Below are 25,351 nucleotides of genomic sequence, written 5' to 3' on the forward strand. Positions count from 1 at the left end.
AAAGGAAGATCGTAGGCCTGATAAGACGCATCAGCGTCGCCACCAGGCAAAGCAGAGCCGGATGCGCAAACGCTTATCCGGCCTACAGGACGAGCTTATTAGCGCGTACGCGGGCAAACCTCGCCTTCACCAAAGAAATAGGCGATTTCGCGCGCCGCTGACTCAACGGAGTCGGAACCGTGAGTACCGTTCTCGGTGAAGCTGTCAGCATAGTCTGCACGCAGAGTACCGGCCAGCGCATTCGCCGGGTTGGTTGCGCCCAGCAGATCGCGATGACGCTGTACGGCATTTTCGCTTTCCAGAACAGAAACAACGATCGGACCGGAGGTCATAAATTCAACCAGACCGTCAAAGAACGGTTTGCCATCGTGCTCAGCATAGAAGCCACGTGCCTGCTCAACGGTCAGGTGCAGCATTTTAGTGCCGACAATTTTGAACCCTGCTGCTTCAAAGCGCGCAAAGATGCTCCCAATAACGTTTTTTGCCACCGCGTTTGGTTTGATGATGGAAAAAGTACGTTCAATAGCCATGATAACCTCTGTAATGTGTTCTGTTGTTGTCTATATAGATGTACGACCTGGCGCGGATTATAAAGAGCATCCCGGCAATTGACTATTGATGAAGGTAACATTTCTTTAAAATAAGATGAATTTTAGCAACAAACAGTCACCAACTGGTCTACTGCATCGAAAATCTCACCGTCGCTACCTGACCAGCGTCATCCATCACCAGCAGTTGATAATCCCCTTTAGTCGCCAGCCGTAGCGTAAGACGACGTCCACGTTCTTCCAGCCTTTCACCGTTAAGAAACCACCAGCGTTCACCGCTCCCACCACTGGTTTGCACCGGCAATGAGGCTTGAGCAGAACCGGGTAAACGCTTCACAATCGCGCCATCACGAATACCTGTCAACTGCAACGGCTGTGAAGCGTCTTGTCCCAGCGGCGGACACGTGGCAGAAACTGGCGGTAATCTCGCCCCACGGCGTTCTGATTCCGGTAGCCATGGCTCCAGCGGCAACGGCCAGACGATTAACGTTTGCTCGTGCGTCTGCGGGCAATCCGCCGCCACACGTTTGCCTTCATCATCCAGCCAGACAGGAAAACGAATGCCATTAACCCCTTCCTGCTCGGGCAATAATAACGTTGGCGGCTGACTGCCATCCAGTAACCAGGTTGCCAGACGGCGACGGCAGTTGCTGTCTCCAGGGGCAAGGGATTGCCCGCCCGGCCAGCACACCACACCGCGACTCACGGATTCAGGGCGTGGATCTTCCGGCTGATTTGTCCCGCGAGAGAGCAAAAGATTGTTGACCTGAGTGAGCAGCGGCACGGCGCTGGCAAATCCAAACTGGCCCACCACCGGCGTTCCGTCTGGTCTGCCAGTCCAGATACCGATCACATAACGGGCGTTAACGCCAATCGCCCAGGCATCGCGATAGCCATAGCTGGTGCCCGTTTTCCACGCCAGCGGAACCACTCTGCTCAGCGCGTTATCCGGCAGCGGTTGGGCTTCGTCGGCCATAATACGGCGAATAATCCACGCCGCGCCCGCCGACATCAACGGGCGTTCAAGCAGTGGGTCACCCGGCTGCAGACGCAGTTTTCCCGCTTTTCCCTGGCGGGCAAAGGCGCTGTACGCTGCGGCCATATCTTCCAGCCTTGCCCCCGCGCCACCTAAAATCAGCGACAGATTTGGCGCAGCCCCTGCGGGCAGATACAGCGGTAAGCCGACGTTACGTAACGATGCGGCAAAGCGCTTCGGACCATAGGCTTCGAGCACCTGCACGGCGGGTAAATTCAACGACCTTACCAGCGCTTCGCTCATGCTCACCGGGCCATGAAAACCGCTGTCAAAATTCCCCGGTCGATAGTCCCCAGTTCGCCGCGGGACATCCTGCAACAACGAAGCGGGATGAATGAGTCCGTCATCCAGCGCCAGACCGTAAACAAACGGCTTCAGCACCGAGCCTGGCGAACGGATCGCATTCACCATATCCACATGACCAAAGCGGGAGTCGTCATTCATATCTACCGACCCCACCCAACCACGCACGCTCATATCGGTGTGATCGACCACAATCATTGCCAGCGAACTGCGTGCAGGTAAGCGCCCCTTCCAGTTCTGCGCCAGCTCTTCCAGTTGACGCTGCAATCCGGCATCAAGGGTAGTCACGATTTTATCGCTCCGGCTTTTTCCCAGCATCATGCGCGAGAATAACGGCGCTAACTGCGGCATTTGCCTTGGCGCCAGCCAGACTGGCTCTTCACGCGACTCCTGTACCTGTCTGGCAGGCCAAATGCCCTGGGTCGCCATACGTTCGAGCACTTTATTACGCGCCGCTTCAGCACGGTCCGGCCAACGGTCCGGGCGCAGGCGACTCGGTGCCTGTGGCAAAACAGCCAGCAGCGCGGCATCGGAGTAACTCAATTGCGCGGGTGATTTACCAAGATAGGCCCAGCTTGCCGCCCCCACACCCTGCAGCGTACCGCCAAACGGCGCACGGTTGAGATACAGTGTCAGGATGTCGCGTTTGGAGAGATGCCATTCCAGCTGCAATGCGCGCCAGAGCTGGCGAAACTTGCCGCCAAAGGTTCGCGGATGAGGATCGAGTAATCGTGCGACCTGCATGGTGAGCGTACTGCCGCCCGAAACCACGCGCCCAGAGGAGAGGTCCTGCCATGCTGCGCGCAGTACTGAAAACGGATTGACGCCGGGATGCTTCCAGAACCAGCGGTCTTCGTAGTTAATTAGCGCCTCAAGGTAGCGGGGCGACACCTCATCAATCGTTACCGGATACCGCCAGATACCTTCGGCATCGGCAAAGCGCCAGAGTGGCGTACCATCATGTGCCACCACGACCCGCGCAGGATCGATTTCGTGCAAGGGCAGCGGCCAGATTTTATCTGCCGCCCAAACTGCCGCCACAATCAATAGCGCAACGGCTGCCAGCCAGAGCCAGCAGCCGCGTTTACCCAACCCGCGCATCATTTACGGTCTGACAATCAAAAGTCCCTCTGTCGCACCGGTCGCGCGCCACTGCGGAACATACATTGATTCCACCTGTGGGACGGGAACCTGGTAGGTCCCCGGCGTCACCGCTCGCGCCAGATACACCAGCGTAACCGGTTGTCCTTCATTGACCGCCACCGCAGCGACAAAGCGATCGTCACGGAACTCAACGTGCTGGATATCTGCCTGCTGCATCTGATTAAGCAGATTCGCCACTTCGCTGCCGCTATCCTGCAGGCTGGCGCTGCCGTTGGCCAGATTCTGGTTTTCCAGTTCCAGTCCTGCTGGCAGTAAGTCAACCACCAGTGCATCCGGCACGTTCTGGCTGGCTTTCACCTCCAGCCAGACCAGCACCAGCTCGCCGCTGCGCAGCGAATCCAGCGATTTGCTGTTTCCGTCGAGCCCCAGGATTTGACGCTCAATATGCAGAACGTTGCTGGCAGGCGTCGGTGAGGTTTGCGGATAACCGCTCACATCCAGACGCAGCCACAGCGGTTGATTACCGGTATTGGTGACGCTCAGCGTAGACAGCGCATCGGCATCCAGATTACGCGTCTGTGATTTCTCCCCGGCTAACGGTTGCTCCGAGAATGACGTTTGCGCCTGCCATGTGCCTGGCAAGTCCTGTAACGTACGCGCGGTAAGGAACAACGCATTATTTTCCTGAGTCGAGAGCCAGCGCTGCCCAAAGGCCTGTTCTGACAACGTGTTCAGCAGCGTATTCTGCACGTCAGGTTTGAGCTTGTTCTCTTCGAGCAAGGCCAGCATCAACGCGTTATCCCGCAACGCACTGCCGTAATCCGCCATCCACTGTTGCGTATCGCGGCGCGGCGTATTCAGCGCTAGCGTCAACGCCTGTTCACTGCGGTTAGCATCGCCCATATTTTTCAGCGCGATTCCCAGTTGTAACAGCGGTAAACCAGAGGCCGCTTGCGCACGACGCTCCCAGATCTCACGCAATGCGCCGAGCGGGGCTTTTTGCTGACGCGCCAGAACCAACGCGGCGTATGCTTGTACGGCAAACCGGCTTGCTGAAGAGTCGTCGGTATAGCGAATCGACAACATTCCTGGATCCTGCAAATAGCGCAGCAGCCGCTCGTTGCCACGGTTAATGACTTCTACCGGGACGCTGTAGCCCTGTTCATTTGCCCGAACGAGGAAATCCATGACATACGCGGTCAGCCAGTACTCTTCCGACCCGTTTTTATCCCACAGCGCGAAACCGCCGTTATCACGCTGCATCTGCACTAAACGAGAAATCCCAATATCGACTGCCGCACGGCGTTTTTCATCGCTGTCGCCCACAATACCTAACGCCTTCAATTGCGCAGCATTGGTGTATAAGGATGGGAACAACCCGCTCGCCGTTTGCTCCAGGCAACCGTAAGGGTAAGCCTTCAGTTCGCGGATATAACGCGCCAGATTTAGCGGCGGCTTACCGCTGAACAGCAGTTGTCCCTGCATCATTGCAGGGGAGAAATTGGTCAGTTCTTCGCCCGGAAGCTGCCAGGTTGCGCCCGGCTGAAGTGCGACACCGTTATTAACGGTTTGCGCCGGGAACGCCGGACGCACGCCAATCTTCCACTGTTTATGCTGAACTGGCAGCGTTTCACCCGGTAAAGTCAGACCGCTAATTTCTGCCTGAATTTCGCCATCGCCAAACCCCTCCCGCGCACGCACCGGAATAAACAACGTAGTCCGTACGCCTGGTGCCAGATTTACCGGAGCAGGATCTTGCCCCATCAGCTCCAGTAAGCCATTGGACGCGAGCTTAATATTCAGCGTTTGCGGTTTGTCAGTCAGGTTAGTCACGTCCAGCGTCAGGCGCGAGGTATCGCCTCCCGCCAGAAAACGCGGCATATTCAGTTCAGCAATTACCGGCGCGGCAACAATCACCTTGCTTTCACTGCTGCCAAAGTCATCCGCCGTCCAGGCCTGTGCCATTACCCGTAGCTCGCCGTTGAAATCACCAATCGGTAGCGTCACCGTACCTTCGCCCTGCTCGTTGAGCGTGACCGGCAGCGCCTGTTGCGCCACGATATTGACGTGATTAACCGGTGGCTTACCGCCGCGTTTTAATTCATCGCCATCTCCACCAAAGCGCAGCGCCGCCAGCCGCCCTTGCCCTTCGATCACCTGGCCGTAAATATCATAAATATCCGCGCCATAGCGTTTTTGCCCGAAAAACGCCTGCCACGGATCTGGCGTGGCGTAATCGGTAATGTTCAACACTCCGCTATCAACAGCAGAGACCAGCACGTTAACCTGTTTTGGTACGTCGCCATTTTTGACGCTGGCTTTAATCTTGACGGTCAACGGCTGGTTTGGCCGTATTTTCGCCGGGTTTTCCAGCGCCAGCGCCAGACGACGGTTTTCATCACCTAACGGCAAATGCAGTAAACCGACCGCCCGTTTTGGCGTGGCCGAACGGGACTTGTCGCCAGGACGAACCACCAGCGCACTGAGATACAAATCGTGGCGATTCCAGGTTTTATCGATTGGGATGGAGATATCGAGACCATCCGCCGGTACGTCTATTTCTTGCCACCACAGCGGGCCTTCGCTGGATTCCACCATCGCATAACCTTTGCCAGCAGCGGGAGCGGCAACGTGCAGCTTCATGGTATCGCCAGGACGATAGCTGGGTTTGTCCAGTTTCAGAGTCACGCGATCGGGACGCACAGCCCCACTGCCGTCGCTGTTATCCTGCCAGCTATAACCTGCCCAGAATCGTACGCTGCTCACCGCATCATTCGGGGCTTTCACTTCCAGACGATAGGCACCCCACTCAACCGGGAAGCTGACTTTACCGGTTTCATCGGCCTTAAGATCCAGAGTCTGCTCACCTTCAACCAGATCCTTTTGATCGAACTGAGATTGCCAGCCCTCGCCTTCAGACCAGTTCCAGTAGTAATCCCGGCGCTCGCGGATCAAACGCACCTGCAAACCGGACACCGCTTTTTTCTCGCCCTGCGCATCGGCATAAACAATGTCGAAAGCGGCGTTGCTGTTTTCATCAACGATAGGCTGATTCAAAGTGGTATCAGTGCGGTAGTCATAGACGGCTTTTGCCGCAAACTGCGGACGAATACCCGGCAGCGTGTCCGCAGGCCAGATGGCTTGTTCAGCCCGACGCGTCACCGGGCGGCCACCAGATTCCAGCAGGCTGGCTTGCAGGATCACCTGTAACGGAGAATGCGTCTCCTGCCATTGGCTGTTGGTGGTCACTTCGCCGCGACCGTGTTCATCCAGCGTAAGCTGAACTTCATCGAGGCTGCGGGACAGGTTTTCTTCGGCAATATTACCAAACTGGAACCCCGGCAATGCCTGCACCGCTTCGCGCAGCGGGCGCAGGAAAAGCTGTCCTTGCAGAGCATTGCCGTTAGCGGGCGCGCCGTACAGGTAGTAGCCCACTACCGAGAACTTCACTTCATCAGCCGGAGCTACCGGAATCTTATTGGCGGAGAGATTGAGCGCCATCCGCTCAGGCATAAAATCTTCGACGTGGAAATCCCACATCCGTGAGTGGTTGTCGCCCGTATTAGCACGAATATGCCACATACCGGTTGGCGCGTTAGTGTCCAGCGGCCAGCTAAAGCGGTACAGACCGTTCTCCGGCTGGCTAACCACCGAACGTAACACTTGCCCGTCGGGCTTTACGACCTCCAGCTTCACCGGCTGGTCGGGCAACGTTTTGCCGTCGCTGTCACGCAGTAATCCGTTGAGGATCACCGTTTCGCCAGGACGATAGAGGTCACGGGGACCAAACATAAAGAACTGTTTGCTGTATCCCGGTGCACCGGCAATATCAAATTCAGCCAGATCCAACGCCGGGAGTTTCAAATCCAGCAGCGTGGTTTGCCCGTCTTTGCGGGCCAGCAATAAAGCCGCGTCTTTATCAGTCTCCAGTTTGACATGACCCTGCGCGTCGCTGGTAGCCTGCGCCAGCGTCTGTCCTTTTTCGTTGAGTAACGTGACCTCAATACCCTGCTGCGCAGCGCCATTTTCCAGACTCTGTGTAAAGACATCCAGTTGATTATGGTAACGGTGCGCAGACACACCAATATCGCTGAGCGTGAACAGCGTAGCGGCATTACTGTAGTTGTATTGTCCAGCCTGATTCATCACCGCGATGTAAACACCTGCTTGCTGCAACGGCTTGATATCGCTCAACGGCAGCAGCAGCTTCTCACGGGTGTTACGCGCAGGATTGAGATCAAAGCGTCCGGTATACACCAGTTCCGCCATTTTCAGCAGATTGTCAGATTCCCAGTTCGTCAACGAATTGCGGTATTCCCACTGGCTGACAAATGCGCCGAGCGATTCAGGCTTCACGCGAAAGAAGTTCACATCCACGCTGTTAACGTTGAGGGCCATTACCGGCAGGCCTTCAATTACTTTTCCCGGCAGCAGCGAGCCGCGACTGGCAAACCCTACGCTTGGCTGTACATCGCGGGTGGTAATGTTTTTTTCATAATCAATAGCGAACGTCGCTTTATTCAGCGCCAGCAAATCACGCTCAATGGTCACCACCAGTTCCCGGTTAGGTTCCAGATGGCGTAAGCGCAGCTCTTTCAGATTTGGCGCCAGCTCCCAGGCACCATCCACTTTGCCGTTTTTTTTATCAACAACGTGCACGACGCGGGAAAAATCTTGTTCTGGATCGAGGGGAATAGAGAAGGTCAAAACGAGCGTTGCCGCACCGTCGAGCTGGACCTCTGAGGCATCCAGCAGCGTCAGCGACTTGCCCTGGCTTTGCTGCACCAGCTTTTGTAATTGAGCTTTATCTTTTGCTGGCGTAGTCTGTGGCGCAGGTGCATCAGGTTTCGCAGCCGTCGGTGATTTTTCGTTATTATTATCGCACCCGACCAGTGCCAGCATCAGCATGCAGGCCGCTACGCGTAAATGTTTCATTTTTCATCCCTGGCCGTAGTGGCCCGTTAGCTACGTAGAACAACTATTATGCGTCAGATTTCCGGCTGTGGAAGTCAGTAACTGAACAACGTTGTCTTAATTTAAGTGATTAATGTGGATTCACCTGACAAATCAGCCTGTTTTACTTGTCGCTTTACGGTAAACATCCGACAATTTGCCAAAACCTGGTAAAAATGGAGATGCCTATGACCACCGCCTTCTTTGTCGCTGCCGACTGGCTTGCCGAACACATTGACGACCCGGAAATACAAATTCTTGATGCCCGGATGGCACCTCCAGGACAGGAAGATCGCGATGTTGGCGAGGAGTATCGTGAGGGCCATATTCCTGGCGCAGTATTTTTTGATATTGAAGCGCTTTCCGATCATACCTCACCGCTACCGCATATGATGCCACGCCCCGAAGCCTTTGCCGTTGCGATGCGCGAGCTGGGCGTTGATCAGGATAAGCATCTGGTTATCTACGATGACGGTAATCTGTTTTCCGCGCCACGCGCATGGTGGATGCTGCGGACATTTGGCGTCGAAAATGTCTCCATTCTGGCAGGCGGTCTGGCAGGCTGGAAGCGCGATGAGCTAATGCTCAAGGAAGGCGATGAGGATTTACCTGAAGGTGAATTTAACGTGGCCTTTACGCCTGACGCAGTAGTGCGCGTTACCGATGTACTGCTGGCCAGTCATGAAAAAACGGCGCAGATCGTCGATGCCCGTCCGGCTGCGCGTTTTAATGGCGAAGTTGACGAGCCGCGTCCTGGTCTGAAACGTGGTCATGTGCCGGGTGCGCTTAACGTACCGTGGACAGAACTGGTTCGTGACGGCGAACTGAAAACCACCGATGAGCTGGATGCTATTTTCTTCAGCCACGGCGTGAGCTTTGACCGCCCTATTATCGCCAGCTGCGGCTCCGGCGTAACGGCTGCCGTCGTGGTGCTGGCACTTGCCACGCTGGGCGTTTCTGACGTCGCATTGTATGACGGCGCATGGAGCGAATGGGGAGCACGCAACGATTTACCGGTAGAACCGCAATTATAAAGCTGGAAAAGCCGGATAGCGCTTCGCTTATCCGGCCTACAATTTAGATAATCCGGTTCTGTTTAAAGTCGCGCAGGAAACCGCCCCAGCGGCGTTCGTAGAACGGTGCGATATGCTCAGTGATAAAGTGGCTCACGCCCTTCTCACCCTTCTTCACCTGGCAGATATCAATAGGTTCATCGCCCGGCAGCGTATCGGTCGCGACGCTGCCAGCAGCGTGGATGATCTCTTCAATATCCCCTTCTGCTTCAATACCAATCAGCAGATTCGGCTGGGCTTCCGCGCTTTCTTTGATTGAGCAGAGAAACGCGCGTTTTACCGGCTTAATGGTTTTAAACAGCGTAGTCAGCGAGTCAATCATTTGCGCCGGAGGTTCAGCGACTTCAGAGAGGATCAGCGATTCACCGCCTTCCAGTACTTCCTGGGTGCTGAGCGGATTCCCCTCTTCCCCCATCAGCAGGCTGATTTCACGCGGCATAAACTCTTTGCCGGTCGGCAGTTTCGCGTTGAGAAACAGCGTTTCGCCGAGCGTCATTTCAAACAACGTACGCACCGGCATAACGACAAATGCTTGCTCATCTTCCACCGCCTGTTGCAGGGCTTCCAGAGAGGTGAAGAACGGGATCACGGTCGTGCCGTCTTCTTTTTCCCAGTGCTGCAGGTCGAGAGCGCTGTCTTCAACCACCGCCTCGCCTTCTGATGCAGTACCCGGCACCCAGACTGTGGATTCCAGTAAAGTACGGAAAAATGCCGGACGATGCGCAGGCTCTGTTGCCGCTTGCTCCAGCAACGTTTCTAATTCGTTTTTTGTTTCGGACATAAGTATCACAAATTGGATGAATACATGTAGGCCGGATAAGCGTAGCGCCATCCGGCAATACAGTAATAAATTATGCGGTCAGCAGATTCGCAATCGTGCGCACACCCAGACCGGTTGCGCCCGCAGACCACTGCTCAACCGGCGCTTTGCGATAGGTTGCGGAGCAGTCGATATGCAGCCAGCCCTGCTGGTAGTTTTCCACGAAATGGGACAGGAAGCCCGCCGCGGTGCTTGCACCAGCCGGGTAAGCCGCGCTGCCGGTGTTATTCAGTTCGGCAAAGTTAGACGGCAACTGACTACGGTGGAACTCTGCCAGCGGCAGACGCCAGAACGGTTCGTTTTCTTGCGCCGCACTTGCCAGCAGGCGAGCAGCCAGCTGATCATCAAAGCTAAACAGCGCGTGGTAATCATTGCCCAGCGCGGTTTTCGCCGCGCCGGTCAGCGTGGCAGCATCAATAATCAGCTCCGGTTTCTGCGCGCTGGCATCGATCAGGCCATCGGCCAGCACCAGACGTCCTTCGGCATCGGTATTCATCACTTCAACTTTTTTACCGTTGCGATAGTGAATGATATCGCCGAGCTTAAAGGCGTTGCCGCTAATCAGGTTATCCGCGCAACACAGATACAGCTTCACGCGCTTGTTCAGACCACGGGTGATGGCAAATGCCAACGCGCCGGTGACCGTTGCCGCACCGCCCATGTCGGACTTCATTGAGTCCATAAATGCGCTTTGCTTGATGCTGTAACCACCGGAATCAAAAGTAATTCCCTTACCAACCAGGCAGGCATAAACCGGGGCTTCTTTGTCGCCTGTTGGGTTGTAGTCCAGCGCCAGCAGCACCGGCGGACGTTCAGAGCCGCGACCCACGGTATGCAGACCCATGTAGTTCTGCTCGCGCAGATCTTCACCTTTGGTGATGCGGTAAGAGACGTTATCGCACGCGACGGAGCACAGCAGATCAACAGCGCGCTGCGCCAGCTGTTCAGGGCCCAGCTCTTCTGCCGGGGCGTTAATGGTATCGCGCACCCAGTCAATAATCTTCAGACGGCTATCCAGCTCTTTGCGCTGCGCTTCGTCCAGAGCGGCCCACTCAACTTTGCGGGTGCCTTTTGGTCCCTTGTAGCCCTGCCAGAACGCCCAGCTACGTTCGGTATCCCAGCCTTCACCATCCAGTTGAACGTGTTTAATACCCAGGCCGTCGATTTTACGCGCGGCACGCTGGATAAGGCCGAGGTCATCTTTTCCGTTCAGGTGCAGGGTAATGCCGTCATTATTAATGCTGTATGTCGCCTTTTCACCCCAGCGGGCATCGGCGGGTTGCGTGGAAAGCGTAATTTTCATGGCTTCTGTCATTTTATTTATCCTTATTTTCGCGCATACAGGAAAACGGGCCACCCGTGGGCAGCCCGTTGACTTATTCGGCTTCGTCCAGCCAGACCAGCAAAATGGCCTCAAGGATTTTTTCGTTCGATGCCTGAGGATCATCATCGAACTCTTCCAGGTCACAGATCCACTGGTGCAGATCGGTGAAACGAACGGTCTTGGGATCGAGATCGGGGAAAGCGTCATACAGCGCCTCGCCGATTTCGCGGCTATCGGTCCACTTCAGTCCCATACTACCCTCTGTTAATGCTCACGCGCATGATTGATTGTGTAACGTGGGATTTCGACCACTAAATCGTCCTCGGTTACCCGCGCCTGACAGCTTAAACGGCTCTCCGGCTCCAGTCCCCAGGCTTTATCCAGCATGTCGTCTTCTTCTTCTGTGCTTTCCGGCAAAGAATCAAAACCTTCACGCACGATGCAGTGGCAGGTAGTGCAGGCACAGGATTTTTCACAGGCGTGTTCAATCTCGATCCCGTTACGCAGGGCAACGTCGAGAATGGTTTCGCCGGTCTCAGCTTCCAGAACTGCGCCATCGGGACAGAGATCCTGATGAGGCAAAATAACAATCTTTGGCATATTAAACCTCGTCCACGGAATGGCCTTTCAGCGCGCTACGGACGGATTTGTCCATGCGGCGAGCGGCGAATTCCTGGGTTTGTTTGTCTACGTTTTTAATGGCTTGTTCTATCGCGTCAACATCGTCACCCTGTGCAACCTCGCTCAAGTGCGCGGCGGCGGTGTCGATAGCCTGACGTTCTGCGGCGCTTAACAGCGCGGCATCAGCGTTCAGCGCACCGGATAAACTCTCCAGTACGCGTGCCGCTTCGACTTTCTGTTCTGCCAGCATACGGGCTTTTACGTCCTGCTCGGCAAAACTCATCGAATCCTGAATCATGGAGGCGATTTCACTGTCGGTCAGACCGTAGGACGGTTTAACCTGGATTGAGGACTCAACGCCGGTGGATTTCTCCATGGCGGTGACGCTCAGCAGCCCATCGGCATCCACCTGGAAGGTCACGCGGATATGCGCGCCGCCTGCTGGCAATGCCGGGATGCCGCGCAGCGCAAAACGCGCCAGAGAACGGCAGTCCTGCACCAGTTCACGCTCGCCTTGCATCACGTGAATGGACATCGCGGTCTGGCCATCTTTAAAGGTGGTAAAGTCCTGCGCGCGCGCCACTGGGATAGTGGTGTTACGCGGGATCACTTTCTCCACCAGACCGCCCATGGTTTCCAGTCCCAGAGACAGCGGGATAACGTCCAGCAGCAGCATTTCGCTGTCCGGTTTATTTCCGACCAGAATATCCGCCTGGATTGCCGCACCGATAGCTACCACTTTGTCCGGGTCAATAGAGGTCAGCGGCGTGCGGCCAAAAAATTCACCGACGCGTTCACGTACCAGAGGCACGCGCGTTGAACCGCCAACCATCACAACTTCCAGCACATCTTGCGGCTCCACGCCCGCATCTTTCAGCGCGCGACGGCAGGCCAGCAGCGTACGCTTGACCAGTGCGGAAATGAGTTCATTAAAGGTTTCACGGGTGATTTCACCCTGCCATCCAGCCACGTTAACCGTTACAGAATCAGCGTCGCTAAGTGCGATTTTCGCTGCAATCGCGGCATCCAGCAGTTCACGCTGTACGCGGTTATCGCTGCGATCGGCCACGCCCGCCTGCTCGCGAATGTAATCGGCCAGCAGATGGTCAAAATCATCGCCGCCGAGCGCGGAATCACCGCCGGTCGCCAGCACTTCAAACACGCCACGGCTCAGGCGCAGAATAGAAATATCAAACGTACCGCCGCCAAGATCGTAGACTGCGATCACGCCTTCCTGACCGGAGTCCAGACCATACGCGATCGCCGCTGCGGTCGGTTCGTTCAGCAGACGCAATACGTGCAGGCCCGCCAGACGCGCGGCGTCTTTGGTCCCCTGACGCTGTGCATCGTCAAAGTAAGCCGGAACGGTGATTACCACGCCGTCCAGTTCGCCGGACAGCGATTCGGTAGCCCGCGCGGCCAGCGCTTTCAGAATATCAGCGGAGACGCGCACCGGATTAAGCAAACCGGCAGCGGTTTCAATCATCGGTAGACCGTTTTCGCTCGCCTGGAACGTATATGGCAGATGCGGGTAACGCGCCTGGATATCCGCCAGAGAGCGGCCCATCATGCGTTTTACCGAGCTGACGGTGTTTGCCGTATCCAACGCTGCATTGGCGCGGGCATCGTAACCGACAGAGTAGCCCTGCTGCTGATAGTGAACCACTGACGGCAACAGGTGGCGACCTTCATGGTCTGCCAGCGTTTCGGCCTGGCCGCTGCGTACGGTCGCAACCAGGGAGTTGGTAGTGCCTAAATCGATACCTACCGCCAGACGACGCTGGTGCGGCGCGGCGCTCAGACCAGGCTCACTAATTTGTAATAAGGCCATTTTCGCTTCCGGAAATTAAAAATCGAGCAGTTTTTCTTCGAGTTGTTCTGCACTGCTTCGCAGTTTATCGAGAAAACGCAGCTTACGCACGGTATCTGCCGCTGCGTCCCACGTCTCGCTATCCAGCTGTTCCACCATCAGTTGATGGCGAACGTTATACATTTCGCTGACGCATTTCATAAACGCATCTAAACGTTGACTGTCTTTTGCCTGTTCAATCTCGTCCAGCTCTTCACGCAGCTCAAGTTGCTCCATCAGGAACGCGGTATCGCGCACCGTGTGCTGCTCGCTGCGGATATCAAAACCGTGTAAAGACAATAAGTATTCGGCGCGCATCAAAGGATGACGCAGCGTTTGCCAGGCCTGGTTGATAGTGGCGGACTGCGAAACCGCAGCAAGTTGTTCCGCCTGGGAACCGCTGGCGAATTTATCAGGATGATACTGACGTTGTAGATCCTGAAAACGTAGGCTCAGCGCCTGAGTATCGAGCTGATAACGGGCCGGTAAGCCAAAGAGGGTGAAGTAGTCCATAACATTCTCAGGGCATCGATTCTCTGTTGTTCGATGAGGCAAAACCAGAGAGTCAGGTAAAACAAACCCCACGCGCAGGCGACCACGGTGGGGTTATCAGTAAGCGCGTTACACGTGGAAGCTTTCGCCGCATCCACATTCGTCTTTCACGTTCGGGTTAGTGAACTTAAACCCTTCGTTCAGACCTTCTTTGACGAAGTCTAACTGCGTACCGTCGAGGAATTGCAGGCTCTTACCGTCGATCACGACTTTTACGCCTTTGTCTTCAAACACGGTATCTTCAGCCGCCGGCTCGTCAACAAATTCCAGTACATAGGCCATACCTGAGCAGCCGGAGGTTCTCACGCCCAGACGCAGACCAAACCCTTTACCGCGGTTTGCCAGGAAGGTATTTACACGCGCTGCTGCACTGTCGCTTAAGGTAATCGACATAATAAAACCTCAACTCTTAATTATTTTGCTTCACGTTTGCTTTTGTAATCCGCAATCGCGGCTTTAATCGCGTCTTCAGCCAGAATAGAGCAGTGAATTTTCACCGGTGGCAGTTCAAGCTCGTCGGCGATATCGGTGTTTTTAATCGCCTGTGCTTCGTCCAGAGATTTCCCTTTTACCCATTCGGTAACCAGAGAGCTGGAAGCAATAGCGGAACCGCAGCCGTAAGTCTTGAAACGCGCGTCTTCAATGATACCCTCATTGTTGACTTTGATCTGCAACTTCATCACGTCGCCACAGGCCGGTGCACCCACCATGCCGCTGCCCACGTTCTCGTCGCTGTTGTCAAAAGAGCCCACGTTACGTGGATTCTCGTAATGATCGATTACTTTTTCGCTGTAAGCCATGCTGAATTCTCCTTATCGGTACCGATTAGTGATGTGACCATTCAATGCTGTTCAGATCCACGCCCTGTTTGAACATTTCCCACAGCGGAGAAAGGTCGCGCAGGCGGCCGATGGAGTTGCGAACCAGATTGATGGCGTAGTCAATCTCTTCTTCGGTAGTGAAACGACCTAAAGAGAAACGAATTGAGCTGTGTGCCAGCTCGTCGGTCATCCCCAGCGCGCGCAGCACGTAGGATGGCTCCAGGCTTGCAGAAGTACATGCAGAACCGGAGGATACAGCCAGGTCTTTCAGCGCCATAATCAGCGACTCGCCTTCAACAAAGTTGAAGCTGACGTTGAGAATGTTTGGTGCGCCCTGCTCGAGGTCACCGTTGAGGTACACCTCTTCCATATCTTTCACGCCATTCCACAGACGGTTACGCAGACTGCGCAGGCGCGCCATCTCGGTTTCCATCTCTTCTTTAGCGATACGGTAAGCTTCACCCATACCGACGATCTGGTGCACAGGCAGCGTACCGGAACGCATACCGCGCTCGTGACCGCCGCCGTGCATCTGCGCTTCAATACGAATACGCGGTTTACGACGAACGTACAGCGCGCCGATACCTTTCGGACCATAGATTTTGTGGCCGGAGAAGGACATCAGGTCAACTTTCAGTTGGCTCAGATCGATAGGCAGTTTGCCCACGCTCTGGGTCGCATCAACGTGATAGATGATGCCGCGAGCACGGCACATTTCGCCGATAGTCGCGATATCCTGCACCACGCCGATTTCGTTGTTCACATGCATGATGGACACGAGGATGGTGTCGTCACGCATTGCCGCTTCAAGTTCTTTCAGGTCGATAATGCCGTTACGCTGCGGGGCGAGGTAGGTAACTTCGAACCCTTCGCGCTCCAGCTGACGACAGGTATCCAGCACGGCTTTGTGTTCGGTTTTGCTGGTGATGATGTGCTTGCCTTTTTTCTGATAAAAGTTGGCTGCACCTTTAATCGCCAGGTTATCGGATTCAGTCGCACCGGAAGTAAATACGATTTCACGCGGGTCAGCGCCCACGAGGTCGGCAATCTGGTTACGGGCGATATCTACCGCCTCTTCAGCCTGCCAGCCGAAACGGTGTGAACGAGACGCTGGGTTACCAAAGTTTCCGTCCAGGGTCAGACACTGCATCATTTTCTCGGCAACACGCGGGTCCACCGGCGTGGTTGCGGAGTAATCGAGATAGATCGGTAATTTCATTGCTCTATAAACTCCGTACATCGCTTCAATGCAAGGAATCAGGCAACCGGCTGGATGTACGACCGAGTTAACGGGGTGTGTAGCACCCCGGCCTGATTCTAAAATACTTTTATTATGCGCGTAACTTAACGTCGATCGCGTCTTGAGCACGATTAGTGCGTGGAGCGTCATGGGTATGCTGGCGACCAGACACATCCAGGACTTCCTGATTATTTACCAGTTCGCCCAACGTAATGTTGTTGAGGAAACCGGTCAGACGATCGCTCAGATCGCGCCACAGCGCGTGGGTCAGGCATTTATCGCCGCCCTGACAACCGCCTTTGCCCTGGCAACGGGTCGCATCTACAGACTCGTCAACAGCGCTAATCACTTCGCCTACTGCGATGCTGCCGGCATCTTTACCCAGCAGATACCCGCCGCCTGGTCCACGTACGCTGGAAACCAGACCGTTTTTACGCAAACGGGAAAACAGCTGCTCCAGATATGACAGGGAAATTCCCTGACGTTCAGAAATATCAGCCAACGGTACCGGGCCCGTTTCGGAGTTGAGCGCAACGTCCAACATTGCGGTCACGGCATAACGCCCTTTTGATGTCAGTCTCATGTCTTACTTAGCCTCAAACTCGCCCCTGCCCGGGGTTTTTTATTGTAAAATGGGGGTATTGCATAGCAGGGGCAAGTCTGACATTCCCGACTAAATCAGTCAACTATTTACTTGACTAATTTAGTCAGGTATTTAACCTTCAGTGCCATTTTCACTTGCCGGATGCGCTTCGCTTATCCGGCATTAGTACAGTTACTTGCTTTTATTCTGCTGCTCGATTGAAGCTAAAATCCCGCGCAGGATGTTCAACTCCTGGCTTTCTGGACGCGCACGGGTAAACAGACGGCGCAGCTTATTCATCACCTGCCCCGGGTGCCCTTCACGGATAAACCCGGTTGACAGCAGCGTTTGCTCCAGATGACCGTAAAAACGCTCTAAATCATCGACCAGCGGATACTCTGCTTCTTCGTAATCTACGGTCTTGTCGCTTTCCTGCGTCGCCAGCCAGGCCATGCGCACTTCATAAGAGATGACCTGCACCGCCATCGCCAGGTTGAGCGAACTGTATTCCGGGTTCGCGGCAATGGCGACGTGATAATGGCACTTCTGCAGCTCTTCGTTGGTCAAACCAACACGTTCGCGGCCAAAGACCAGCGCCACCGGCGAGTTCGTCGCCTCAGAGACACTTTTTAAACCGCATTCACGCGGATCCAGCATCGGCCACGGCAGCGTGCGGGAACGAGCACTGGTGCCTACCACCAGGCTACAGCCCGCCAGCGCTTCATCGAGCGTATCGACGATCTGCGCGCTGCCGATCACATCACTGGCACCCGCTGCCAGGGCGATGGCCTGGGAGTCCGGTTTAACCAGTGGATTTACCAGCCACAGATTGGTTAAACCCATGGTTTTCATTGCGCGGGCTACAGAGCCCATGTTGCCAGTGTGAGAGGTTTCCACCAGCACGATTCGAATATTTTGCAGCATTGTATTTCTTCGGCTAAAGATTATTCGGGCATATTATCATAAAACGAAGACATATTCCGAACTCGCTGCTATACTCTGCGCCGTTTTCCCGTTCTTTAACATCCAGTGAGAGAGACCGATGCATCCGATGCTGACCATCGCCGTGCGCGCAGCGCGCAAGGCGGGTAATGTAATTGCCAAACACTACGAAACCCCAGACTCTGTAGAAACCAGCCAGAAAGGCAGCAATGATTTCGTGACTAACGTCGATAAAGCCGCCGAAGCGATTATTATCGAAACGATTCGCAAATCTTACCCACAGCACACCATCATCACCGAAGAAAGCGGTGAACATGTTGGTGAAGATTTGGATGTTCAATGGGTTATCGATCCACTGGATGGCACCACCAACTTCGTAAAACGTCTGCCGCACTTCGCGGTATCCATCGCAGTACGCATCAAAGGCCGTACTGAAGTCGCCGTTGTTTACGATCCAATGCGTAACGAACTGTTCACCGCAACCCGTGGCCAGGGCGCACAGCTGAACGGCTACCGTCTGCGTGGCAGCACCGCCCGCGATCTGGATGGTACCATCATCGCCACCGGTTTCCCGTTCAAAGCCAAACAGCACGCCGCTTCTTACATGAAAATTCTTGGCAATATGTTTACCGAATGCGCGGACTTCCGCCGCACCGGTTCTGCTGCGCTGGATCTGGCCTACGTTGCCGCAGCCCGCGTTGACGGTTATTTCGAAATTGGCCTGCGCCCGTGGGATTTCGCCGCAGGTGAGCTGATTGCCCGTGAAGCTGGCGCACTGGTTTGCGACTTTACCGGTGGTCATAACTACATGGCGACCGGCAACATCGTTGCAGGTAACCCGCGCGTAGTGAAAGCCATGCTGGCTAACATGCGTGACGAACTGAGCGATGCGCTGAAGCGCTAATCGTTGATGCCGGATGGCGGCTAGCGCCTTATCCGGCCTACCAGGGAAGTTCCCCGTAGGCCTGATAAGCGAAGCGCCATCAGGCATTCATCCTACAACAGTGCTAAAACGGTCTTATCCCTCGCCCTACCGGCACCGCACTCATCCACATCACTACCGCAGCAGCGATCAGCACCGCACCACCGGCTAATGCCAGCGTCGTCCAGCCAATCTGTCGCCACAATACCGGCGCTTTATGCCCGCTAAGTTTCACCGCCAGCGAGCGGAAACTGTGTACCAGCAGAGCCAGTGACGTAATCGTCAAAGAGGTTCCTGCCGCCATCGCCAGCGCCGACGCCATACCCCAGCTAAACACGCCAACCACTTTGCTGAACAGTAAAACCATAATGGCCCCCGAGCACGGGCGCATCCCCATAGACAGCACGATCATCAACCGGGCACGCCAGTCATCACCACTTTGCAGCTGTTCAGGATCGGGCAAATGCTGATGCCCGCAGCCGCAACCCTCGTGATGCACATGATGCGGCGTGAAGGCAGTGAATTTTGGACGGCGCAGCAGCTGGCGCAATTTCTTCAGCGCACGGACGCACAATAAAACACCCAACACGCCAACCAGAGCATAACTCCCTTTCTCCAGCCAGAAACTACTCATATGTAGCTGTCGTGCAGGCAACTGCAAGATGGTAAGCACCACAACCACCAGTCCGATGGCGACCAGCCCCTGTAATAAAGATGAGGCCAGCGTCAGACCAATACTCGACTTCAGCTTCGAGGGATGCGTTGCCAGCCAGGTAGCAATGACGATCTTTCCATGTCCCGGCCCCAGCGCATGAAGAACGCCGTAGAGAAAACTAAACAACAACAGCGATCCCCCGGCCTGGGTCGGACTGGCGGCAACCGCTTTCAGCAACCCACTCATCTGTTGGTTAACATCGCGCTGCCAGACGACACTTTTCATCATCACCTGTGGCCAGGCCTGCCATAACCACAGTATGCCGCCTGCCGCCAACAGCAAAAAGACAGCCAGCGGCCATAGCGTCAGCCAGCGACGTCTGGCTGCGCGTTGTTGATAAACTACTGACATTGCAGCGTCACCGTCTGTGCAAATTGTTTACCCAACTCCATATCCTCCGGCGGGGCGTCTTCTTTATCCAGCGACTGCGCAAAGCTCAGCGTTTGTTCATTGGGCGTCGGCGTATGTACTGAAATACGGCATTTCTGGCTTATGGCCTGCCCCAGCCTGACGTCGCTGTCTTTGTCATAGCTCATATCAACGTAGTAGGTCGGGTCGAAGGTTGAAAGGGTATATTTTTGACCACTCAGCGGCTGAGCTTCGGCCAGAGGTAGAACGAACGTCAGCACCGCCTGATGTTCCTCACGCTCCATGCCATATTCCGTCGGTCTGTTTTTAAACTTTACCTTTTTCCCGTCGTGCCACACTTCGGTGAAATAGTGCTGCCCGAGAACGTTGGCCATCACTTCCGCCGCCAGTTTCTTCCAGATCTCATCACCAGGTTTGGCATTCCCCGCATCGTAAAGCAGATCCGCCGAGGTAATTTCATCCATCGTCCAGCGCATTTTCAGCGCGACGAACTGGTCATTCTCGCTCACTATCTCAGTTTTCAGATGGATAAAGCTGTGGGGATGCGCGCCTGCGCCAAAGGACAGGACAGCGAGAAACAACGTGATAATGATACGTTTAACGCCTTGCATGAGTTCTCCACGATGAAAATCTACACCGCCACAAATAATGATGCCGGGTTTGGCGAAAGTGTGCTGAGGATACCATTGAACGAAAAAATATTGAGCACCCTTTTCCGGTATCGATTCAGTTCTCAATTTCGATAATTTCTTCTTCGGGAAATTCCCCCCAAACACCTTTTAGGCGTCAAAACTTAAGTCAAATGATAACAAAATGTTAATTGATGGTTTCATTTTAATATTTAATTAACACTTAATTTGAAAACCTGAATGTAAAACTATTCAAATTTAACCAATTATTAACCATTTTATTTCTATAAATTCACAATAATGGGCGTATATCACATTTACCAAACTTATGATTCATTCCCTCTTCCATTCATTGTTAACTTCACGCCGTGACATGTCCTGCCCCCTACGAAAGGTACAACTATGAAATTCAAACTCGCATTACTCAGTGCAACCCTGGTTTCTGCATGCATGTTGTCCGGCACGTCCTTTGCGGCGGAAAAATATGAAATTGCTGTGGTTGCCAAAGTCACCGGGATCCCATGGTTTAACCGGATGGAAACCGGCGTAAATGAAGCAGCAAAAAAACTGGATGTGAATGCTTACCAGACCGGGCCTTCAACGCCGGACCCGGCGCAGCAGGTGAAAGTGATTGAGGATCTGATCGCCAAAAACGTTAATGCGATCATCGTGGTGCCGAATGATGCCAAGGTCCTTGAGCCGGTACTGAAAAAAGCGCGCGATAAAGGCATCGTGGTGCTGACGCACGAATCCCCGGATGAGCAAATTGGCCAGTGGGATATCGAAACCATCGACAGTGAAAAATACGCCCAGGCCAACGTCGATGAGTTAGCGAAAAATATGGGCGGCAAAGGTGGGTATGCCATCTATGTTGGTTCGCTGACGGTCCCACTACATAACGCGTGGGCGGATTATGCAATTAAGTACCAGAAAGAAAAATATCCGGAAATGTTCGAGGTCACTTCACGTCTGCCGGTCGCGGAAAGCATCGATAAATCCTACGCCACAACGCTGGATCTGATGAAAACCTACCCGCAGATGAAGGGCATTATCGGCTTCGGTTCACTGGGTCCAATCGGTGCGGGTCAGGCTGTGCAGAAAAAACGCGCCAAAGACAAGATCGCCGTCGTCGGGATCGCCATGCCAGCACAGGCGGCGCCTTATCTGATGCGCGGTGATATCAAAAAAGCGCTGCTGTGGGATCCAAAAGACGCGGGCTACGCGCTGGTCACCGTTGCCGATCAGCTGTTGCAGGGCAAAGAAGTGAACGCCGATCTGAGTATCGATGGTTTAGGGAAAGCCGATATCGACACGGAGAAGAAAGTGATCCGCTTTAACAAGATCCTCGAAGTCACCAAAGACAACGCACAATCACTTGGTTTCTAAGGCTTTAGCCAACACCAGGGAACCTTAACGCCGACCGTCTGGTCGGCGCTATCAACCAAACTAACACTCAGCGTCCCCCCGGACGCGCGCAGGGGTATTGTCCATGGCAGACACCACCGCATTTATCACTCTTGAGAATATCAGCAAACAATTCCCGGGCGTGCTGGCGCTGGATAACGTGAATCTGACGCTGAGAAAAGGCGAAGTTCACTGTCTGGCGGGTCAAAACGGCTGTGGTAAAAGTACCATTATTAAAGTGATCTCCGGGGTTTATCATCCGGAAAAAGGCGCGCAGATTTTACTCGACGGAAAACTGTTCCATCATCTGACGCCGCAGCTCTCTTCCCATTATGGCATTCAGGTTATTTATCAGGACCTGTCGTTGTTCCCCAACTTTAGCGTCGCAGAAAATATCGCGGTCAACCGCTATCTGCCGGGTGGCGATATCTGGGTGCGTCGTGGCGCCATGAAGCAGCAGGCGCTGGCAGCCATGAAACGTATTGGGGTGAATATCGATCCCGATAAAAAAGTTGAAAAACTCTCAATTGCGGATCGACAGCTGGTCGCCATTTGCCGGGCGATTGCCGCCGATGCGCGTCTGGTGATTATGGACGAGCCCACCGCCTCGCTAACCCGCCAGGAGGTTAATGGCCTGCTGCGGGTAGTTAATGAACTGAAAGCGGCCGGAATTTGCGTCGTGTTTGTCAGCCATCGTCTGGATGAGGTGATGGAAGTGGCTGACCGCATCAGCGTAATGCGCGACGGTAAACTGGTGGGCACATACCCTGCCAGCGAACTCGACAGCCACGAGCTGGCCTTCCTGATGACCGGACAACGCTTCCACTACAGTCCGTTGCCGGAAAGGCCCGCGATTGAGCAAGAGCCGCTGCTTGAGCTGCGCAATCTCAGCCGCAGAGGTAAATACCAGAACATTAATCTGTCGCTGCACGGCGGCGAGATCGTCTCCATTGTTGGTCTGCTGGGTGCCGGGCGCACTGAGCTTTGTCTGAGCCTGTTTGGTATGACGCACCCGGAAAGCGGCGAGATTCGCATTAACGGTCAGCCGGTTACTCTGCGCAATAACCATGACGCCATCCAACACGGGATCGGCTATGTCTCAGAAGATCGCCTGACGCAGGGGCTGATCATGGAGCAGTCGATCTATGACAACACCATCGTCACGGTGTTTGATCAACTGCACACCGGTAGCGGCCTGCTCGATCATCGTAAAGCGCAAAAGCTGGTCGCCGATTTAATCCGCGAACTGAATATCAAAGTGTCCGATCCGCACATGCCGGTCAAAACCCTTTCCGGCGGTAATGCCCAGCGTATCGCCATTGCCAAATGGGTGGCGACCAATCCCCGCATCCTGATCCTCGACTCGCCTACCGTCGGCGTGGATATCGCCAACAAAGAGGGCATTTACCAGATAGCCCGCGATTTGGCGGAACAGGGTATGGCGGTGCTGATGATTTGCGATGAAATCCCGGAAGCGTATTACAACAGCCACCGCGTGCTGGTAATGCGTCGCGGCAAGCTGGTGGCAGAATTTAATCCTCATCAATGCCGTGAAGAGGAGATTGCTGAAGTGGTCGAGGTAATCAATGAATAAGATGCATCTCTCCCGTTTAATCGGGCAACATGAGTTCTGGCTGGGCCTGCTGGTTGTAGCCCTTGCCGTTGGGCTGAGCGTCAGCACCGACGAGTTCCTGTCTTTGGGGAACCTGACGGATGTGGCCACCAGCTACGCGATTCTCGGCATCCTGGCCTGTGGACTGTTTGTGGTGCTGATTTCCGGCGGGATCGATATCTCATTTCCGGCGATGACCGCGATAGCCCAGTATGCAATGGCCAGTTGGGTTATCGGTCACGGCGGCAACTTCGCGCTGGCGTTAATCATTGCCATTGCGGTAGGCCTGCTGCTGGGGCTGATCAACGGTTTTCTGGTCTACTGGCTGCGCGTCCCGGCAATCATCATTACCATCGCGACGCTGAACGTCTACTACGGCCTGCTGGTTTACGCCACCAAAGGCACCTGGCTGTATGGCTTCCCGGACTGGTTTATGAACGGCATTAACTGGTTCTCGTTCACCGCGGCGGATGGCTACGACTACGGTTTGACCCTGCCCCTGCTGTGCCTGGCGGCGGTGATCATCTTTACCGCCGTGCTGATGAACTATACCCGTCTTGGTCGTCAGGTTTACGCCATGGGCGGCAACCGCGACGCGGCCTCGCGCCTTGGGCTGAATCTGCTGAAGCTGCATTTTTACGTCTATGGCTACATGGGCATTCTGGCAGGCATTGCCGCCGTGGTTCAGGCACAAATCACCCAGTCAGTTGCGCCCAATTCGCTGCTCGGCTTTGAGCTGACGGTGCTGGCAGCAGTAGTACTCGGCGGAACCAGCATGAGCGGCGGGCGCGGTACGTTGACCGGAACCCTGCTCGGCGTGGTTCTGCTGGCCTTCTTACAAAATGGCCTGACGCTGCTCAGTGTCTCCTCTTACTGGCACACCGTGTTCAGCGGCGCCATTATCCTGGTCAGCATTAGCGCCACGGCCTGGAACGAAAAACGCAAACTGGCAAGGGAGCTTTGAGATGAAAACAATCGCCAGATATTTACCCGGTGATGCCATCATTCGTCTGCAATGCGTGATTATTGTGGTCGTCGCCCTGGTCTTCTCGGCCCTGCTCGGCAGCCGTTTCTTTAGCGTCGCTAACTTCCAGTCGATTGGCTCACAGCTACCAATCCTCGGCATGCTGGCCCTCGGGATGGGCATGACCATGCTGACCGGCGGCATTAACTTGTCGATTATTGCCGGGGCGAACGCCTGCTCGCTGGTGATGGCGGCGATTATCGTCACCCATCCGGATAACCCGCTGTTTCTGGTGCTGGCGCTGCTGGCTGGCGCTGCCGTGGCGGTGGCTATCGGCACGCTCAACGGTGCGCTGATTGCCTGGGTCGGGGTTTCGCCTATTCTCGCCACGCTCGGCACGATGACGCTTATCTCCGGGCTGAATATTCTGCTTTCCAACGGGACGGTGATTTCCGGTTTTCCGACCGCCATTCAGTACCTTGGTAACGCCACGATTGCCGGTGTTCCGGTGGCGCTACTGCTCTTTTTCCTGGTGGCAATCCTGCTGTGGGTACTGCTGGAACACACCACGCTTGGGCGCAGCCTGTATCTCGTTGGTTCCAATGAACAGGCTACCCGCTACAGCGGCGTGAATACCGTACGGGTACAAATTTCGGTGTACGTGATTTCTGCCCTGCTCGGCTGGGTCGCCGCCATTTTGATGATGGCGAAATTCAACTCAGCTAAAGCCGGATACGGTGAATCCTACCTGCTGGTCACCATCCTTGCCTCCGTCCTCGGCGGTATCAACCCGGATGGCGGCTTCGGGCGCATTATCGGCCTGGTGCTGGCACTGATTGTGCTGCAAATGCTGGAAAGCGGCCTTAACTTGCTGGGGGTCAGCAGCTATCTGACGATGGCGCTGTGGGGCGCGGTGCTGATCCTCTTTATCGCATTACAGAATCGTAAAGCCTGATTTCAGGAGAAA

Annotated in this window: 22 protein-coding genes; 6 read left to right on the plus strand and 16 right to left on the minus strand. The window is 54.8% G+C overall.

Annotated elements, in window-relative coordinates:
• Positions 1 to 98: 98 nt before the first annotated feature.
• The 3 genes from ndk to OGY06_RS11015 all read right to left on the minus strand — a co-directional run bounded on the left by ndk (position 99) and on the right by OGY06_RS11015 (position 7,926).
• On the minus strand, positions 99 to 530 hold the full coding sequence (ndk, locus tag OGY06_RS11005; protein WP_003037710.1) for a nucleoside-diphosphate kinase: 432 nt from the start codon (positions 528 to 530) through the stop codon (positions 99 to 101).
• 148 nt (positions 531 to 678) lie between these two features.
• The gene (gene pbpC / locus OGY06_RS11010) at positions 679 to 2,991 is read right to left on the minus strand and encodes a peptidoglycan glycosyltransferase PbpC (protein ID WP_286605307.1); all 2,313 of its coding nucleotides are present in this window, start codon (positions 2,989 to 2,991) and stop codon (positions 679 to 681) included.
• Positions 2,992 to 7,926, minus strand: coding sequence for an alpha-2-macroglobulin family protein (locus OGY06_RS11015; protein ID WP_286605309.1), 4,935 nt, complete (start codon positions 7,924 to 7,926; stop codon positions 2,992 to 2,994).
• A 206-nt stretch (positions 7,927 to 8,132) separates the two neighbouring features.
• Here OGY06_RS11015 and sseA point away from each other — a divergent pair, with 206 nt between their 5' ends.
• Positions 8,133 to 8,978 (plus strand): 3-mercaptopyruvate sulfurtransferase, encoded by an 846-nt coding sequence (gene sseA / locus OGY06_RS11020; RefSeq protein ID WP_063941712.1) that lies wholly within the window; start codon positions 8,133 to 8,135, stop codon positions 8,976 to 8,978.
• Between the two features lie 43 nt (positions 8,979 to 9,021).
• Here sseA and sseB read toward each other — a convergent pair whose 3' ends face one another.
• The 11 genes from sseB to trmJ all read right to left on the minus strand — a co-directional run bounded on the left by sseB (position 9,022) and on the right by trmJ (position 17,751).
• Positions 9,022 to 9,798, minus strand: coding sequence for an enhanced serine sensitivity protein SseB (gene sseB / locus OGY06_RS11025; protein ID WP_063941713.1), 777 nt, complete (start codon positions 9,796 to 9,798; stop codon positions 9,022 to 9,024).
• Between the two features lie 70 nt (positions 9,799 to 9,868).
• Positions 9,869 to 11,152, minus strand: coding sequence for an aminopeptidase PepB (pepB, locus tag OGY06_RS11030; protein ID WP_008785461.1), 1,284 nt, complete (start codon positions 11,150 to 11,152; stop codon positions 9,869 to 9,871).
• A 61-nt stretch (positions 11,153 to 11,213) separates the two neighbouring features.
• Positions 11,214 to 11,414: a Fe-S cluster assembly protein IscX gene (gene iscX, locus OGY06_RS11035; protein ID WP_003037694.1), complete on the minus strand. Its 201-nt coding sequence runs from the start codon at positions 11,412 to 11,414 to the stop codon at positions 11,214 to 11,216.
• 11 nt (positions 11,415 to 11,425) lie between these two features.
• Positions 11,426 to 11,761, minus strand: coding sequence for an ISC system 2Fe-2S type ferredoxin (fdx, locus tag OGY06_RS11040; protein ID WP_003037690.1), 336 nt, complete (start codon positions 11,759 to 11,761; stop codon positions 11,426 to 11,428).
• A 1-nt stretch (position 11,762) separates the two neighbouring features.
• The gene (gene hscA, locus OGY06_RS11045) at positions 11,763 to 13,613 is read right to left on the minus strand and encodes a Fe-S protein assembly chaperone HscA (RefSeq protein WP_003838439.1); all 1,851 of its coding nucleotides are present in this window, start codon (positions 13,611 to 13,613) and stop codon (positions 11,763 to 11,765) included.
• A gap of 15 nt (positions 13,614 to 13,628) precedes the next feature.
• Positions 13,629 to 14,144: a co-chaperone HscB gene (hscB, locus tag OGY06_RS11050; RefSeq protein WP_286605311.1), complete on the minus strand. Its 516-nt coding sequence runs from the start codon at positions 14,142 to 14,144 to the stop codon at positions 13,629 to 13,631.
• Positions 14,145 to 14,252: 108 nt separating this feature from the next.
• Complete coding sequence (gene iscA / locus OGY06_RS11055) at positions 14,253 to 14,576, minus strand: iron-sulfur cluster assembly protein IscA (RefSeq protein ID WP_003835203.1); 324 nt, start codon at positions 14,574 to 14,576, stop codon at positions 14,253 to 14,255.
• Positions 14,577 to 14,596: 20 nt separating this feature from the next.
• Positions 14,597 to 14,983, minus strand: a complete 387-nt coding sequence (gene iscU, locus OGY06_RS11060; RefSeq protein ID WP_002913991.1) for a Fe-S cluster assembly scaffold IscU — start codon at positions 14,981 to 14,983, stop codon at positions 14,597 to 14,599.
• 25 nt (positions 14,984 to 15,008) lie between these two features.
• Positions 15,009 to 16,223 carry a cysteine desulfurase gene (gene iscS, locus OGY06_RS11065; RefSeq protein WP_003835233.1) on the minus strand — a complete coding sequence of 405 codons (1,215 nt, stop codon included), beginning with the start codon at positions 16,221 to 16,223 and terminating at the stop codon, positions 15,009 to 15,011.
• Positions 16,224 to 16,335: 112 nt separating this feature from the next.
• Positions 16,336 to 16,827, minus strand: coding sequence for a Fe-S cluster assembly transcriptional regulator IscR (gene iscR, locus OGY06_RS11070; protein ID WP_003037674.1), 492 nt, complete (start codon positions 16,825 to 16,827; stop codon positions 16,336 to 16,338).
• Positions 16,828 to 17,019: 192 nt separating this feature from the next.
• A complete protein-coding gene (gene trmJ / locus OGY06_RS11075) occupies positions 17,020 to 17,751 on the minus strand; it encodes a tRNA (cytosine(32)/uridine(32)-2'-O)-methyltransferase TrmJ (protein ID WP_003835235.1) in 732 nt (243 codons plus the stop codon).
• Positions 17,752 to 17,869: 118 nt separating this feature from the next.
• On the opposite strand from trmJ, the gene suhB reads away from it, so the two are divergent.
• Complete coding sequence (suhB, locus tag OGY06_RS11080) at positions 17,870 to 18,673, plus strand: inositol-1-monophosphatase (RefSeq protein WP_003835237.1); 804 nt, start codon at positions 17,870 to 17,872, stop codon at positions 18,671 to 18,673.
• Between the two features lie 103 nt (positions 18,674 to 18,776).
• Here suhB and OGY06_RS11085 read toward each other — a convergent pair whose 3' ends face one another.
• Positions 18,777 to 19,757, minus strand: coding sequence for a nickel/cobalt transporter (locus OGY06_RS11085; protein WP_191222285.1), 981 nt, complete (start codon positions 19,755 to 19,757; stop codon positions 18,777 to 18,779).
• Positions 19,748 to 20,386, minus strand: a complete 639-nt coding sequence (locus tag OGY06_RS11090; protein ID WP_003835241.1) for a DUF1007 family protein — start codon at positions 20,384 to 20,386, stop codon at positions 19,748 to 19,750. The genes OGY06_RS11085 and OGY06_RS11090 overlap by 10 nt, the downstream gene beginning before the upstream one ends.
• A 420-nt stretch (positions 20,387 to 20,806) precedes the next feature.
• Here OGY06_RS11090 and OGY06_RS11095 point away from each other — a divergent pair, with 420 nt between their 5' ends.
• The 4 genes from OGY06_RS11095 (at position 20,807) to OGY06_RS11110 (ending at position 25,339) form a co-directional block, all read left to right on the plus strand.
• Positions 20,807 to 21,790, plus strand: coding sequence for an autoinducer 2 ABC transporter substrate-binding protein (locus tag OGY06_RS11095; protein ID WP_003037665.1), 984 nt, complete (start codon positions 20,807 to 20,809; stop codon positions 21,788 to 21,790).
• A gap of 103 nt (positions 21,791 to 21,893) precedes the next feature.
• Positions 21,894 to 23,402 carry a sugar ABC transporter ATP-binding protein gene (locus OGY06_RS11100; protein WP_003835243.1) on the plus strand — a complete coding sequence of 503 codons (1,509 nt, stop codon included), beginning with the start codon at positions 21,894 to 21,896 and terminating at the stop codon, positions 23,400 to 23,402.
• Positions 23,395 to 24,384, plus strand: a complete 990-nt coding sequence (locus tag OGY06_RS11105; RefSeq protein WP_003835246.1) for an ABC transporter permease — start codon at positions 23,395 to 23,397, stop codon at positions 24,382 to 24,384. Before OGY06_RS11100 ends, OGY06_RS11105 begins: the two co-directional genes overlap by 8 nt.
• A gap of 1 nt (position 24,385) precedes the next feature.
• Positions 24,386 to 25,339 carry an ABC transporter permease gene (locus OGY06_RS11110; protein WP_164562536.1) on the plus strand — a complete coding sequence of 318 codons (954 nt, stop codon included), beginning with the start codon at positions 24,386 to 24,388 and terminating at the stop codon, positions 25,337 to 25,339.
• Positions 25,340 to 25,351 lie beyond the last annotated feature (12 nt).

Origin of the sequence: Citrobacter sp. Cpo147 (assembly GCF_030332405.1) — a bacterium.
GTDB classification, from domain to species: domain Bacteria; phylum Pseudomonadota; class Gammaproteobacteria; order Enterobacterales; family Enterobacteriaceae; genus Citrobacter; species Citrobacter portucalensis.